Origin of the sequence: Cellvibrio fontiphilus, from assembly GCF_042646205.1 — a bacterium.
Taxonomy (GTDB): Bacteria; Pseudomonadota; Gammaproteobacteria; order Pseudomonadales; family Cellvibrionaceae; genus Cellvibrio; species Cellvibrio fontiphilus_A.
Genome location: NZ_JBHRTF010000002.1, coordinates 774,690 through 789,906, shown reverse-complemented (window position 1 = coordinate 789,906; position 15,217 = coordinate 774,690). Strand labels below are relative to the sequence as shown.

At 53.4% G+C, this 15,217-nt stretch carries 9 protein-coding genes; 4 read left to right on the top strand and 5 right to left on the bottom strand.

Going from position 1 to position 15,217, the window contains the following annotated elements; genetic code table 11:
* Nucleotides 1-6 precede the first annotated feature (6 nt).
* The 3 genes from ACFODX_RS05260 to ACFODX_RS05250 all read right to left on the bottom strand — a co-directional run bounded on the left by ACFODX_RS05260 (nt 7) and on the right by ACFODX_RS05250 (nt 3,807).
* The gene (locus tag ACFODX_RS05260) at nt 7-846 is read right to left on the bottom strand and encodes a glycosyltransferase (protein WP_378116968.1); all 840 of its coding nucleotides are present in this window, start codon (nt 844-846) and stop codon (nt 7-9) included.
* 12 nt (nt 847-858) lie between these two features.
* Complete coding sequence (locus tag ACFODX_RS05255; RefSeq protein ID WP_378116771.1) at nt 859-2,823, bottom strand: polysaccharide biosynthesis protein; 1,965 nt, start codon at nt 2,821-2,823, stop codon at nt 859-861.
* 84 nt (nt 2,824-2,907) lie between these two features.
* Complete coding sequence (locus tag ACFODX_RS05250; protein ID WP_378116769.1) at nt 2,908-3,807, bottom strand: NAD-dependent epimerase/dehydratase family protein; 900 nt, start codon at nt 3,805-3,807, stop codon at nt 2,908-2,910.
* Between the two features lie 202 nt (nt 3,808-4,009).
* Here ACFODX_RS05250 and ACFODX_RS05245 point away from each other — a divergent pair, with 202 nt between their 5' ends.
* On the top strand, nt 4,010-5,326 hold the full coding sequence (locus ACFODX_RS05245) for a GGDEF domain-containing protein (RefSeq protein ID WP_378116767.1): 1,317 nt from the start codon (nt 4,010-4,012) through the stop codon (nt 5,324-5,326).
* 96 nt (nt 5,327-5,422) lie between these two features.
* On the opposite strand, the gene ACFODX_RS05240 is transcribed toward ACFODX_RS05245, so the two are convergent.
* Both ACFODX_RS05240 and ACFODX_RS05235 read right to left on the bottom strand, forming a co-directional pair.
* A complete protein-coding gene (locus ACFODX_RS05240) occupies nt 5,423-7,840 on the bottom strand; it encodes an acyl-CoA dehydrogenase (protein WP_378116765.1) in 2,418 nt (805 codons plus the stop codon).
* A gap of 132 nt (nt 7,841-7,972) precedes the next feature.
* Entirely contained in the window at nt 7,973-9,052 is a 1,080-nt protein-coding gene (locus ACFODX_RS05235; protein WP_378116763.1) for a CobW family GTP-binding protein, read from the bottom strand.
* A gap of 182 nt (nt 9,053-9,234) precedes the next feature.
* Between ACFODX_RS05235 and ACFODX_RS05230 the strand changes: the two genes are divergently transcribed.
* From ACFODX_RS05230 to ACFODX_RS05220, 3 genes are all read left to right on the top strand, one after another.
* A complete protein-coding gene (locus ACFODX_RS05230; RefSeq protein WP_378116761.1) occupies nt 9,235-9,987 on the top strand; it encodes a tellurite resistance TerB family protein in 753 nt (250 codons plus the stop codon).
* Nucleotides 9,988-10,483: 496 nt separating this feature from the next.
* Nucleotides 10,484-13,543 carry a TonB-dependent receptor gene (locus ACFODX_RS05225; RefSeq protein ID WP_378116759.1) on the top strand — a complete coding sequence of 1,020 codons (3,060 nt, stop codon included), beginning with the start codon at nt 10,484-10,486 and terminating at the stop codon, nt 13,541-13,543.
* 96 nt (nt 13,544-13,639) lie between these two features.
* Entirely contained in the window at nt 13,640-15,172 is a 1,533-nt protein-coding gene (locus ACFODX_RS05220) for a tryptophan halogenase family protein (RefSeq protein WP_378116757.1), read from the top strand.
* Nucleotides 15,173-15,217: the final 45 nt, after the last annotated feature.

Genomic DNA, 15,217 nt, shown 5'->3' with positions numbered 1-15,217 from the left:
CCAGAGTTATTTTAAAAAATACTTAATTAAAAATTTGATATAGGATGTCAAAAATAGACGCGTGTGGCCGCCGCCTTTTTTTGCAGCTTCGCCGCCAAAATGAATTATTTTTACTGCAGGATGGTGCCTTACGCGCCCCACTCTGGCAATACGGCGACTTAAATCGAAATCCTCAAAATACATAAAAAAAGCCGGATCAAAACCACCGACTTGACGCGCCATCGGCGTGCGCAACAGCATGTAACAACCACTTGCTAACTCTATATCCAGCGGTTGCACGGCGGGAATCAAGTCGCGATATTCATAGGCATCCATTTGTGTTTTGATTTTTTTACACAGCCATGGGTGACGGGTTGCCCGCGCTAGCAGCACTAAAAAAGAAGGATGGCGTTTAGCCAGGAATTGGCGTTCGCCCTGCTCACCAACACCATCAGGCGCAAGGAGCGCAACATCTGTTTGTTGCTGCATATAGGCGAGGGCAATGTGCAAATTATCGCGCGCCAGCAAAACATCAGGATTCAGCACCAAATGATAGTCACAATTTGTCTGCAACAGTGCGAGGTTGTTACCACGCCCGTACCCCAGATTGCCATGACCACTGAGCAAAGTGATGTGATCAAACTGCCGGGCAAAGGCCTCTTGAATCTCCTGCAATGCATTTTTATTGTTTTGATCGGGGCCGTTATCGATAAGAAAAAGCTGCACCTCAGTTAACAGGCCACTTTGCTTTGCAAAAACGCAGGCTTGCACCAGAGACTCAAGCGTGGCAATGAGCACAGGAGCATCGAGCGCATAACTAACACAAGAAATGCTAAGCCGTACCGGCGAGCGGGCGGGAATATCCATGCTGTCCACTTGCTACTCCAGCATGGCTTTTTTATCTGCTTTGTCCAAGGCACCAGGAATCACCAATAATTTGGCGTTTTCTTTTTTGGTTTTATACATGAGATCACTGATTTCATAGAGCGGATCGAAATCAGCTTCTGAATCCACAATCAGGCTGAACAATTCCTGATAGCGGTAACCTTCGCAAAATATTTTTGCTTGAGTAAGCAAGGCATCCAAATCACTGGCCGACATTTTCTTTTCTTTGGCACGCATGATACGCGGATGAACTGTACCTTCGCAGTTTTCACCGCAAAGCAATTCCTCGTATAACTTTTCACCCGCACGCAAGCCAGTAAATTTGATTTCAATATCTCCGTGAGGATTGTGTTCATCCTTAATGCTATAGCCGGACAAGAGCGCCATTTCGCGTGCGAGATCGAGAATTTTTACTGGCTCGCCCATATCCAATACAAATACATCACCACCTTCCGCAATGGACGCGGATTGGATAACCAATTGCGCGGCTTCGCTGATAGTCATGAAGTAGCGAACTATATCTTTGTGTGTGACGGTGATGGGGCCGCCTTTGTTGATTTGCTCGCGAAAACGCGGCACAACAGAACCGGATGAATCCAGCACATTGCCAAAACGCACCATACTGAAAATCGTTTTGGACGGGCGCGATGCCAAATCTTGCAGAACCAACTCAGCCAAACGTTTTGAGGCGCCCATGATATTGGTGGGGCGCACTGCTTTGTCTGTAGAAATAAGCACAAAGTTCTTGACGTTATTGCGCAGCGCCGCTTCAGCAGCATTGCGGGTACCAAAGAGGTTATTTTTTACACCCTCGATTATATTCTGCTCCACCATGGGTACATGTTTGTAAGCAGCGGCGTGATACACACTATGCACATCGAATTGGCGCATCACTAAATCCAGCAGCGCGAAATTTTGCACAGAACCCAGCAGCGCAACTAACTCTACAGGTGGAACTACGCCCGACTGCAGGGCAGCCAACTCTTTTTCTATGCGATACAAATTAAATTCATTTTGCTCAAACAAGATAATCTTGAGCGGTTTAAGTTTGATTAACTGGCGACAAAGCTCAGAACCAATTGATCCACCGGCCCCTGTCACCATGACAATTTTGCCACTGGTATTTTTGCTCATGAGAACCGGATCTGGCTCAACCGGATCGCGCCCGAGCAGGTCTTCAATCTGGATGTTGCGCAGTTCATTAATGCGGGCAACACCTTTAACTATATCGGTAACCGGGGGGATGGTTTGCACCTGTACTAATAACGGCTCAAGGTAGCGAATAATGCGCACCCGATCATGCCGACTGATATTACCTAGCGCCAATAAAATGCGGGTGACCGAGTGCTGTTCAATAATCGATGCCAGTTTGTGCGGCGGGTATACCGTGAGGCCACTGAGCACACTGCCATGCAGACGCTTTTCATCGTCCACAAAAGCAACGGGATTAAATTCCCCACTCAAGCGCAACTGATTAGCAAGGTTGTTCCCTGTCTCGCCGGCGCCGTAAATCACCACACTAATATTGCCCCTGGGGGTAACCATTTTGACCACGTTGCGGAACACCAGACGCGGCAAGCCAATCAAAATCAGAGTGGTAAAAACGTAAATTATCGGGACTGAACGCGGTAAAAATGCCTGAAAGAAAAATGCACTCAGGGTCATCGCCAAACTGGAAATCAGTATGCCGGTGAAGATGGTGACCATTGCGTGCTGGGTCATGTACCGCAATATGGCGCGGTAAAGTCCCATGCGGATAAAGGTGAATATAGAAACCACAAGGGTAAACGCGAGGCAGAACACCAGAGACTGCTCAACCGGCACGGACAAATTTCCAAGGCGCAAGGCATAGGCCAAATAAAAGGATATGACTATCGCACAAGCATCGTAAGCGATTGAAATAAGCCGTTTTAAAGGACGAGGGGCATTAAGAAATTTGAGGATGAGGGACGTTTTCATTCGCTCTATCAGACCTGAACCAATCAGGTAAAGGATGGTATCAAGTGCACCATGGCTTTGATAGTTAGCAGCCGTAACAATTTGTCAGCTTTTTGCGCCGCGGTCTAATAGCAATGGCCGCCACCCCAAGCGTTCGCAGGTGGGCGTTATATCCACCTCCAGATTGCCAGTCAGTTTTTTCAAACGCGCACCAACAACTGGTAAATAAGTAAATAACCTGAATAGCCATGCGGGACAGGGAATAATTAACGGCGATACGGCGCCAGCCGCGCTCACCAGACGGACAATATCCGCCGTGTTACGCGTCACACCATCGCTGACCAACAGTGTCTGACCTGCAGCCTGCGGGTGATCCAACACCAGCCGGATTAAACTGCACAGGTTATCGATGGACACCAGGTCTCGCCGATTGTGGATACCGCCAAAAGGGAGCGGCAGACGCCAGCGTACCCATCGCTGCAGTAGCGCAAGATTACCCTTCATCTCACCCCCCCAAATTAATGGTGGGCGGATAATGACCAGCTCAGTTGTTGAGCCATCCAGCAACTCATGCAACACCTGCTCTGCCGCCCATTTGGAACGACCATAGCTATCCTCCGGCTGCGGCTGGGTGTCGTACCGGTAGGGGCTGCAGTCAGTCGATTCGCCATTAACTTTAATGCTACTGAGATATATGAAACGTTTGACGCCCTGCGCCAGCGCCGCACTGGCGAGCTGGCGGGTTTGCTCCACATTTACAGCGTGATAAAGCGCGGCCGTTTCCGGCGATTCAGGGCCAGCCTGATGAGCTAATGCTGCAAGATGAATAACCAGATCCACGCCCTGCAGCGCGGGCATCACCCCCGCCTCCCACAGATAATTTCTTGCCGGCGGCTGATGCCAGGCCTTGCGCGTCAAGGTGATGGCATGGTGCCCATCGGCAATCAATAAAGGGCAGAGATATCGCCCCACATAACCATTGGCGCCGGTAATGAGCAGATTCATAGATAAATGCAGGTTGTGTGAATAAACGAAGAAAATGGAAATCTGCAGGCATTATAGCGCTGTCAACAAGGTTTACCGTCGCTGGCACGACACTCATTATTTGCAAGCATGCACAAATTACCCAAATCCTGACAATTTGAGTGGCAATGTTGGAAAAATAATCAATACTAGGGGCTAATTTGTTCAAGGTTTTTGCAGCGCAATGAACGACAAACGGTTCAACTCGTTCCTGATTATCGGCATTCTCGTAACAGCTTGCCTGTTAGCGCTGCAGCAATTCCTCCCCAAGAAACGTTTGCTTCTCATTCCCAACGCCAAAACGGAATATTATTTTCACGCCGGTACGCTGCCCGACGGTAGTTCAGCCGCGCAGTGGGTAGATGAACAGAACTTCCATTGGCGCTGCCGTTTCCCCGCGCCGGATGGCAGCTATTTTCCCTGCAGCCTGGGGCTGTTGTTTTACTCTACAGAGCCAACCAAAGGTTTGGACTTATCTGGCTATTCGCACTTGAATATAAAACTCAGTCACTGGGGCAATGCCAAGAAAATCCGCTTATCGCTACGCAATTTCAACCCAGCCTATGCAAACCTTGAAGACGGCAACAGCACCAAATTCATGTCGGTCAATCTGGCTGCAAGCGACCTCGGGCAGGAAATCCGTATTGGCCTCGACGAATTCAGAGTGGCCGACTGGTGGCTTGACCAGCTTAATATACCGCGCCAATTGGCGCCCCCTGAACTCAACAACATAAAAACCCTGGGCATAGATTACACCGAGGCACTGGCCAGCGGAGATTATGAAATACGCATTGAGAAGCTGGAATTTGATGGCGAATGGATAAGTGCCGAACATTGGTACTTGGGCATTCTGGTGATGTGGCTGCTAGGCATTTTTAGCTATGCAGTGTTGAGGTTGGTACAGCTGCGCGCGCAAAGCAAACACGATGTGCAGGTAATTAATACCCTTAATCAAGACAACACCGAACTGCGCCGTGAAACCGACAAGTTCCGCCGGCTCTCTACCGTTGACCCGCTCACCCAAACCTACAACCGTTTTGGTATAGACCAAGTTGTTAACACGCTGGTCGCGCTCAAGGAGAGCGAAAGTGAAGCGCCTGATAGTCCGGACTTCTCCCTGATCCTGATCGACATAGACCATTTCAAACGCATCAATGACAGGCGTGGACATGACACCGGCGACCGGATTCTGCAGGCAGTGGCTCGCATCATTGGCAAAGCCATCAGCCGCAAAGATTATTTGGGGCGCTGGGGCGGCGAAGAATTTATTGTGATTTTACCCAATAAGCCCAAAGCGTTTGCCATTGCCATGGCAGAAAAAATTCGCCTGACAATACAAGACTCTGCGTTTGAGCCAGACAACCCCGTACTTGTGACCGCCAGTTTTGGCGTGAGTGACCGCGTGCCGGGCGAGGATTTTAACGAGACCTTCAAGCGGGCAGATATAGCCCTCTACCAAGCCAAAGCCCAGGGCCGCAATTGTTCAGTGTTGGCAGACTAAGCCGCACACTGCCCCCCCCACTTTAAACACTAAACTCCAATACCTGGCCATAAAAAAACCCGCCGTAGCGGGTTTTTGCGTTTACAGGGCGATCACTTACAGCTTGTCGAAAGCATCGGTGATTAAACAGTCAAAGCGGCGCGCGTCATAATCCACAACCCGCGCGACATCTTGCGGCTGGATGATGTTTTTGGCCGCTGCATCTTTGGCCAACTCTTCAGTGCTATTGCCGCTGATCTTGCCGGTGTTTTTGGCTTTGAGGAAAGCGTGCCACACAGGGCCAAGGGACAACAGAGTCTGATAGGTGCTCTCCACACGGCCAAACGCATCTTCAGGGTCATGGCTTACATAGAGATACTGGCCAAGCATTTGACGCACGGGGTTCTCTTCCATAATCAAATCACCCAATTCACGCACCAGGTTATCGTTTGGCTTTTTGACTATGTAGCCGCAGGGCATGGCCACAAAACGAATTAATTTGGCCAGGGTTTTGAGCGGGAAGTTATCGGCAAAATCGCGCAGTGCCTCCTGGGCGATGTAAAGCGCACGATTCAAGGCATATTCCGCATGGGCATCTTCCGCGCGGGTGCGTGGGTGTGCCGAGTGGAATTTCAAAATCGCACAGGCGATAAACAGCTGGCTGTGCACGTCACCCAAACGCGCCGAGAGCAATTCACGGCGTTTGAGGTTGCCACCCAATACACCCAAGGCGATATCGGACATAGATGCGAGCGCGGCACTCAGTAAGTTAATCCGCTGATACCAGCGGGTGCTGAAAGCGTCCGCATTGGCGGGCACACTGCTAAAACGACCGCCGAGGAAACCCAGCAACTTGGTGCGCAACATATTGTTGGCGATATGGCCCAAATGCGCAGTGAAGAGTAGATCAAATTTTTTCAGCCCTTCGCTGTTATTCTCCAGCTGCATGGCCTGCATTTCTTCAAACAGGAAGGGATGGCAGCGCATAGCACCCTGACCAAAAATCATCAGCGAACGGGTAAGAATATTGGCGCCTTCCACAGTGATGGCCACCGGTACCGAATGATAGGAAGCAACCAAAAAGTTGCGTGGACCTTTCTGGATAGCGCGGCCACCCACCACATCCATCGAATGCTCTACCGATTTCCGCATCAACTCGGTGGCATGGTATTTAGCCATAGCCGTCATCACCGAGGGAGCACCTGTCTCCAGCCCCTTGGTGACAAATTGGCGCATAGCTTCAAGGGTATAACCGGTAGCGGCAATTTCCGCTGTCGCTTCCTGAACACCTTCGAACTTGCCGACTTCGGTATTGAACTGGCGGCGAATACGCGCGTAAGCACCCACCATGCGGTAGTTCATTTCACCACTGGCAGTAGACAAGGCGGGCAGGGATACACCGCGACCAGCGCCCAAACACTCGATCAACATGCGCCAGCCCTTACCGGCCATAGCAGCGCCGCCGATGATCCAATCCACCGGGATAAACACATCGGTGCCGTAGATGGGCCCGTTCATAAAGGGTGAGCCGGGGTTGTGGCGCTTGCCGATTTCCACACCGGGGTGATTGGCGGGAATCAGCGCACAGGTAATGCCGTATTCCACTTTGCCGGGGTCACCCAATAGACCTTCGGGGTCATAGACCTTGAAGGCCAAGCCGACAACCGTAGCCACGGGCGCCAGGGTGATCCAACGTTTGCTGAAGGTGAGTTTCAGGCCGATGACTTCTTTGCCTTCAAACATGCCTTTGCAGACTATGCCGGTATCGGGGATCGAGCCGGCGTCTGAACCCGCCTCGGGGCCGGTCAGACCAAAACAGGGAATTTCAGTGCCGTTAGCCAAACCGGGCAACCAGCGCTGGCGCTGTTCTTCAGTGCCGTATTTCACCAAGAGTTCGCCGGGGCCAAGGGAGTTGGGCACCATGGCAGTCACAGCAGCGGTGCCGGAGCGGCTGGCGATTTTGCTCATAATGCGGCTTTGCGCGTAGGGGCTGAAATCGCGCCCGCCGTATTCTTTGGGGATAATCAGGCCAAAGAAATTTTTGTCTTTGAGGAATTGCCAGGCTTCCGGCGGCAGGTCTTTGAGGTCGTTCTGGATTTTCCATTCATCCAACAGTGCGCAGAGTTCACTCACTTCATTGTCGATAAACGACTGTTCTTCCGCGGTCAGTTGCGGCAGGCTGATTTCGGCAAATTCATTCCAGTCTGGGCGACCGCTGAATAACTGCTTTTCCCACCAGGTAGTGCCCGCCTCCAGCGCATCGCGCTCGGTGGCGCTGATGGGAGGCATGGATTTTTTCAGCATCGCAAATACGGGTTTGGTCAGCAGCGCGCGGCGCACCGCCCCCACATTTAACAACACCAGGATTGCCGCCAGCGGCACAACCAGCCAGGGCGATAGCAGGGTCGGGGTGAACACGCCCAATACCAGCCAGGCGATGATCACAATCGATGACGCCGCTGCCAAAGCCACCTGACGGTAGGTGAGTATGGCAACCAATATCCATATCGCGAGTAGTGAAAGCAGTAACATCATTTTATCGACCTCTAAACGTCTATCCGGTTGGCTTTATAGTTTGTTGCTTTTATGGCGGGTGTTGCCCTTGTTGCCGGCCCATACCTTGGACAAGCAGGCATACACACTATCACTAACCTTAGCTCATTAACGTTAAGTTGGTGATATTTCTGGCCCTCCGGCCTGATCAACTGCGGCATGGCGGCACGCCATTAACACGGCTTCCAACTGCGCCACCGCCAGCGGTTTATCGTCTATTAATTCAATACGGCTGTCGGACAAATCCAGCTCAGCATCCAGATCCAGGGGTTTGACGCTGAGTACCCCCTGCTCGGCATTGAACATGTAAACGCCTTGGTCAGTATTCATCACCGCCTTGGCGCGCACCAGCGCGAGGCCAGTCATCCAGCCGAAGAGTTGATTGAAGTCAAACTGCACCCTGGGTTGAAACATCCAGCCACAGGAGTAAAAACCCTGGCCGCTATTTTCCCGACGCACAAATTCTTCGCCCTCGGGCAATTTGATCGCCGCGTTGTACAGCTCGCGCTGCGGGCTGAGGCGATTGGGCTTACCTGCCGTGTGCAGGCCGGGGTGCTTGAGTTGATGCGGCTGACGCGGGTAATCCAGCCAGTCCAGTTGCAGCGCGCCCTGCTCTACCGCAAAGGACGCTTGTTTGGGCGGCGCAAAACTGGCGACAAGATCGTCGAAATTGGCGCGATCCAGCGGCGAACACTGATCGACCTTATTGGCGATTAATACATCGGCCACCGCAATTTGATCCTGAAAGGTGGCGTTGTTGGTGTAGCGCTCGTCGCTTAACTTGCGAGGATCCACCAGCGTCAAGGTCGCGCGCAGATCCAGCACTGTGTCGTAGTACTCGCCGGTCAGGCTGTTGATGATCTCCTCCGGGTGCCCAAGGCCGGTGGGTTCAATCAGCAGGCGATCCGGCTTGGTGCGGGCGATCAGCATATTGAGCGCCATTTTCATCGGCAGCCCGGCAACACAACAAATGCAGCCGCCCGGCACCTCGCGAATATGCGCATTGGTTTCTTTTAGCAGCGCGCCATCTATGCCGATTTCACCAAATTCATTTACCAGCACCGACCAGACCTCGCCCTCCGGCTTGTGCTGCAACAGGTGTTTGATGGCGGTGGTTTTGCCCACCCCCAAAAAACCGGTGATGATGTTGGTGGGAATCAGTGGCTTGGGCGTAGTTTGGGTTTGCAAGGTCATAGGTCCGGAAATAGGTGAAAGCGATAAGGATCTGCTGTACGGCTGAGGCGAACAAAACACTATTTTACAAAGACCGGCGCACAAGTTGGTTTGCTTTTGCGGTCTTAAGCCCCATAGAAACGTATATTGCAGATGCACACAGGTTTATTACAGGCACATAGCCTGTTCACTCAGGAGGCAAGATGAACACGACCAACCTTTTAAATCAATTGCTCAAGGCCGGCTCCGATTTGTTACAGAACAAAGGCGGCAGCGCCCAAGCTGGCGGCTGGCCACCCTCGACTAATTCCCAGTCAAGCAATCACAACCAGCCCCAAAACGATTCATCGCCACTGGGCAGCCTGGCGGGTTTGCTCTCTGGCAAAGGCGGCGCGGCGCTGGCAGGCGGCGCCCTTGGCCTGCTGCTGGGCAGTAAACAAGGCCGCAAGATGGGCGGCAAAGTGCTCACCTACGGCGGTTTGGCAGCGCTGGGCGTGATTGCCTACAAGGCCTACGGCAACTGGCAGAACCAACAAAAAGGCGCCGCCGCACCCGCGCCACAAACCATCGATCGCCTGCCACCGGCACAGGCGGAACAGCACAGCCGTGCGATTTTGATCGCCCTAATTGCCGCCGCCAAAGCAGACGGCCATGTGGATGACCGCGAGCGCCAGCTGATTGATGAAGAAATTGGCAAACTCACCCAAGATCGCGACCTGCTGGGCTGGATGGATCAGGAGCTAAAAAAACCGCTCGACCCCGCCGCCATTGCCGCTGTCGCCACTAGCCCGGAAATGGCCGCGGAAATGTATCTGGCCAGCATACTGATGGTGGATGAAGAAAACTTTATGGAGCGCGCCTACCTGCAAGAGCTGGCCAAACAGCTGCGCATAGCGCCCGAGCTGCAAACCGAACTCAATACCCAGGCCAAACAAGCCATCCAACTGTGCAACTAAATCCGCCCTAGCCCACACTTCCCCCGGCAACCCACCCCATACAACCAGCCCCCGGCCAACCACTCAGGTTGCCGGGGGCGATTCACCCGCACCATGTTGTCACCCAAGGTAACATTTTGTAACCGTTTACAAATCTACACTGACGCCAGACAAGTGATGAATTTGGCGCCAAGCTTTACCAATAAAAACCCCACCGCCAGCTTTTTTATGAAAAAAATCTCTTATTAATCATTCAGTTGTTTATTTACCTATACAACTGACCCCAGCGCCACCATCTATCGCCCACCCCAAAATTCAGTGATAAAAAACAAAATAATACCTATCTGACGAATAAATTTGGTTTGAAAATGTAAACGATTACATCTAGGATTCTGAAATCCTTTGGTGAAGATAACTGCCTGACACCCACCTGGGCTTGCGCCTTACTGCGCCATCGGAATCAAGGGATCAACATTTAATAACAAGTTAGACAAGAAGAACTATTGAGGAACAACGCATGAAAACGACTGCACATTTTCACCGGAAACTGCTCCCCTTGCTGATTGCCTCCAGCATCAGCGGCGCCTACGCGCAAGATAATAGTTTGGAAGAGGTCGTGGTGACCGGGGTGCGTGCCGCCCAGGAACGCGCGATTGATGTCAAACGCAACTCAGCGGAAATTGTTGACTCCATCTCCTCCGAAGACATTGGCAAACTGCCCGACTCCACCATTGCCGACTCGCTGCAGCGCGTCACTGGTATCCAGATCCAGCGCAGTGCCGGTCAGGGCGCGCTGGTCAGTATTCGCGGCTCGCGCGAAGTGTTAACCACCTTGAATGGCGAGCTGTTCCTGACCGCTGAAAATATCCTCAACAGCCAGGCCGACTACCGCGATGTGCCTTCAGCGCTGATCTCTGGCTCTAACGTGGCCAAATCCATGAATGCCAAGCACCTTGAGGGCGGTATAGGTGGCACAGTAGACCTGCTGACTCGCCGTGCGTTGAGTTTGGATGAAGGCTTGAGCGGCTCGGTGCGCCTGCAAGGCAGCGAAGGCTCCATCACCAAAACCACCGACCCCGAAGTGAGTGGTCTGGTGGGCTTTAACTGGGACGACCAAACCGCCATGTCCCTGGCGTTTTCCTTTGCCGACCAAACCGTGTCTGACAACAGCGTGCAAACCCGCGCCGGTAACGAGGTGCAGGATGAAGGCTGGGGCTGTAACTGCGATGCCAACGGCGACGGCGATAAATCCGACCGCTACCTCACCATGTCCAACTGGGACGGCCCACGCCTGTACAAAAACGATACCGAGCGCGAGCGTTTAGGTCTGGCCTACAACTTCAATAGCCAGCTGAATGACAGCTTTGAGCTGAACTTCGATTCCTTCTACAACAAGATGGATGAAGTCGCGGCCGGTAACTACCTGCACCTGGGCGCAGAAGCCATAGACTACGACCGCAACCGCCTGACCGAACTTTACGGTATCACCCCTGTTGGCCAGGAGGACATGTACGCCCAGTTCTACACCACTGGCTGGAAGAAAATGATGGACGGCAGTGTGCGCGGCGGCGTTAACTCCGATTACCGCGACACCTCTGCCGCCAACAACAGCTTGGAATTGAAATACGACGGCGGCGGCGCCTTTACCGGCAGCCTGCGCTATGTCACCTCCAAAGCCAAGCGCAATACCAGCAACCTGATCCTGGCACAAAAAGCCGATTCTCCCGGCGGTGCGGATGGCATTGCGTATAACACCAACGGCGATACCCGTGTGGTTAACCCCGGTTTTATCGACGACCGCTACCCGGTCACCTTCAACGCCAACAAGCGCGATGTCACCGTGGGCTTCGACCCGGCCTTCAGCGCACGTCTGGCTGACCCGGCGGCTTGGTACTTCCACTCCAGCTGGTTGGAAGGTGAACGTCAAAGCGTGAATCTGGATGTACTGCGCGCTGACGGTAATTTCAAATTTGCCGACGAAGGTATTACCTCGCTCGATGTGGGCATGCGCTTCTCCGACCGCGAAGCCAGCCGCACCCAAAGCCACTACTTCATGCCCACCGGTCTGACCGCTTACAACCCGGCCAATGGCCAGGAATACGAGATGCTGGTGAAGTACCACGAAGCGGGTTACACCCCCTACTTTGCACCGCAGGGCGCCATTTGGGATTACCGCATCCAAACCGGTGCGACCCAAAATCCGGCCACTGACCCACGCATCAACTTTGAACCGGTGCGCGGCGTAAATCTGGATGAAGCCCATGTGACACCTTATATCGGCAACGTGACCAATTTTGGCGCCGGTGTGAAAGGGCTTGATGTGAGCATCCCGATGATTGACGTGGGCCGTGTTGGCGATCACGTGGCGTTTATGGACGAGCTGTACGACACCACCCATGTGAAACGTGATCGTCCGCACCGCTCCTATCACATCGAAGAATCGCGTGAATCCTTCTATGTGCAGGCCAACTTCTCCAATGACCTGCGCCCCGGCATTAACCTGTCCGGTAACCTGGGTGTGCGCCGCGTGACTGACACCATCACCGTCACCAAGAACCTGATTGATACCGCGCAGATGGACCCGGATGTTATCTCCGGCCGCGACGTCAACCACACCAACTTTGTGGATTTGGGCGATGTCACCACTGTGGTTAGCCACAGCCACTTCCTGCCCAGCCTGAACGCTACCCTGTCATTCGAGGATGATTATAAGATCCGCTTCTCCTACGACGAGCGCACCTCGCTGCAGCCGCTGAACAACTTCGGTGAAGGCACTGATGTGACCTATCAAAGCCAGATCGAACTGCCGGACGGCTCGCGCTACCAGCCTATCGGCAGCGTGAAAGAGGGCGGCAACCCCTATCTGGCGCCCTGGAGCGCAAATGTGTACAACCTGGGTGCCGAGTGGTATCCGGCGGACAGCGCGCTGCTCGGTTTGACCTTCTTCTACATGGATATAGGCGGCTTCACCGACACCGAAACCAAGGTAGCGCCGCTGGCGGACTCCGATGGTGTGGTGCGTAACGGCGCGACTATGGAGCGCTTGATCAATGGCAAAGACGCCTCGGTAGAAGGTGTGGAGTTGTCCTACCAGCAGAGCTTTGACTTCCTGCCCGGCTTCCTCGCAAACACCGGTATCACCTGGAACTACACCTACTCGCCCAGCGAGAAAGACGGTCAAAAACTGCAGTTTGATAACTCGGATATTCCGTTCAACTCTACCGCCGAGGATCAATCCAACCTGGTGCTCTGGTACAACGATGACCGCTTTGAATTCCGCGTTGCCGCTAACTACCTGGGCAAGAAATACGACGGCCAATTCAGCAACTGGACCCTGGACCCACTGCAAGGCAACAGTGAAGAAGGTTTGGTGGGCGGTTTGGACACCTGGGAAGATTCAACGCTCTATGTGGATGTGAGCAGCACCTACCACATCAACGAGAGCTTCAACATCAACCTGAATGTGCAGAACCTGACGGAGGAGGACTCCATCAAATACAGACGTTGGGAAAACTTCCGCAGCGAGTACTACACCTTTGAACGTCGCATTACCCTGGGCCTGAACGCCAAGTTCTAACCTTGTACTACCGGGGTTGGGGAGCGGGTTTCCGCCCCCCAACCCATGCAGGTTAACAAGACCCGAATGATGCGTCTTTTGAACGGCGAGGTCCCAATGCAAGAACCTATCTCCTCATTAGTTATTGTGGGTGGAGGCACCGCCGGCTGGATGGCGGCGGCGTTTTTTGCCAAACGTTTTGCCGATACACCACTCAAGATTACGCTGGTTGAATCGCCGGAAACCGGCACTATCGGTGTGGGTGAAGCCACAGTGCCCGCGATGAAACTCTTCCTGAATGACTTGGGAATTAACGAGCGGGAATTTATCCTGGCCACCAAAGCGACCTTTAAGCTGGGCATCGATTTTGATGGTTGGCACAAACCCGGCGCGGCCTTCTTCCACCCTTTTGCCCCATTCGGGGTGAGTATTGCCAAGGTTCCCTTCCACCACTACTGGGCTTACGCACGCCACTCCGGCAAGGCCGGCCCGATTGACGATTATTCGCTCGCCGCGCAACTGGCGCGCCAGCACAAATTTGCCCTTTCCAAAGACGATGCCAGCGAGCTGGCCCGCTTTAACTACGCCTACCATTTTGACGCCGGTTTATTCGCGCAGTATTTACAGGGCTTTGCGACCGCACGCGGCGTAAGCCATGTGCCCGCCACTATCAGTCACTGCCGCCAATGCCCCACGAGCGGAATGATTACGGCGCTGGTACTGGACGATGGCACAGCCGTTGAGGGCGATTTTTTTATCGACTGTTCAGGTTTTCGCGGGCTGCTGATTGAAGAGGCGTTACACACCGGTTACGAACACTGGAACCAATGGCTGCCCTGTGATCGCGCCCTCGCCCTGCCCTGCGACCATCAAGGACAGCTGCCGCCCTACACCCGCGCGCTGGCGGCCAGTGCCGGCTGGCAGTGGCGTATTCCTTTGCAACACCGCCACGGCAATGGCTACGTGTATTCCAGCCAACACTTAAGTGATGAACAAGCGCTGGTTGAACTCGAACAAAACCTGCAGGGCAAGCCGCTCGCGGCACCGCGCGTCATCCGTTTTAACACCGGTATGCGGCGCAAAACCTGGAACAAAAATGTGTTTGCTATTGGTTTGGCCAGCGGGTTTTTGGAGCCGCTGGAATCCACCAGTATTTACATGATCCAGACCGCGCTGAACTGTTTGTTTAATCACTTCCCCCATCGCGGTGACTGCAGCGCCCTGAGCGACTATGCCAACGCCACCCTGAGCGACGTGACCGAAAAACTGCGCGACTTCATCATTCTCCACTATCACCTCAACCAGCGTGAGGGCGATGCCTTTTGGGACGACTGCCGGCACAACAGCATCCCTTCCACACTGGCCGAGCGACTGCAGGAATTTCGCGAAACGGCAAACCTGCGTTTCCGCGATGCCGATTTTTTCCAGATGACGTCCTGGCTATCCATGTTCTCCGGGTTTCAGCAGTTGCCTCACTATCAACACCCCAAAGTCATGATGTTTAACCGGGATTTGGTGGTGGAAGAGCTGGCGCAAATGCGCAATGCCATTGGCCGCATCAGTGGCGAGGTCACTAGCCATCAACAATTTTTAATGCGCAGCGGCCTGATGCAGGAGCAGCCGAGCGGCATTTATCTGGACAACCCATAGCAGCAGCGCCGCTGAAGCGCCATGCAGCGATAAGGATTGCCGCCA

Coding starts and splice junctions, on each gene's coding strand:
- ACFODX_RS05260 (WP_378116968.1), bottom strand. CDS start 846: ATGGATATTCCCGCCCGCTCGCCGGTACGGCTTAGCATTTCTTGTGTT.
- ACFODX_RS05255 (WP_378116771.1), bottom strand. CDS start 2,823: ATGAAAACGTCCCTCATCCTCAAATTTCTTAATGCCCCTCGTCCTTTA.
- ACFODX_RS05250 (WP_378116769.1), bottom strand. CDS start 3,807: ATGAATCTGCTCATTACCGGCGCCAATGGTTATGTGGGGCGATATCTC.
- ACFODX_RS05245 (WP_378116767.1), top strand. CDS start 4,010: ATGAACGACAAACGGTTCAACTCGTTCCTGATTATCGGCATTCTCGTA.
- ACFODX_RS05240 (WP_378116765.1), bottom strand. CDS start 7,840: ATGATGTTACTGCTTTCACTACTCGCGATATGGATATTGGTTGCCATA.
- ACFODX_RS05235 (WP_378116763.1), bottom strand. CDS start 9,052: ATGACCTTGCAAACCCAAACTACGCCCAAGCCACTGATTCCCACCAAC.
- ACFODX_RS05230 (WP_378116761.1), top strand. CDS start 9,235: ATGAACACGACCAACCTTTTAAATCAATTGCTCAAGGCCGGCTCCGAT.
- ACFODX_RS05225 (WP_378116759.1), top strand. CDS start 10,484: ATGAAAACGACTGCACATTTTCACCGGAAACTGCTCCCCTTGCTGATT.
- ACFODX_RS05220 (WP_378116757.1), top strand. CDS start 13,640: ATGCAAGAACCTATCTCCTCATTAGTTATTGTGGGTGGAGGCACCGCC.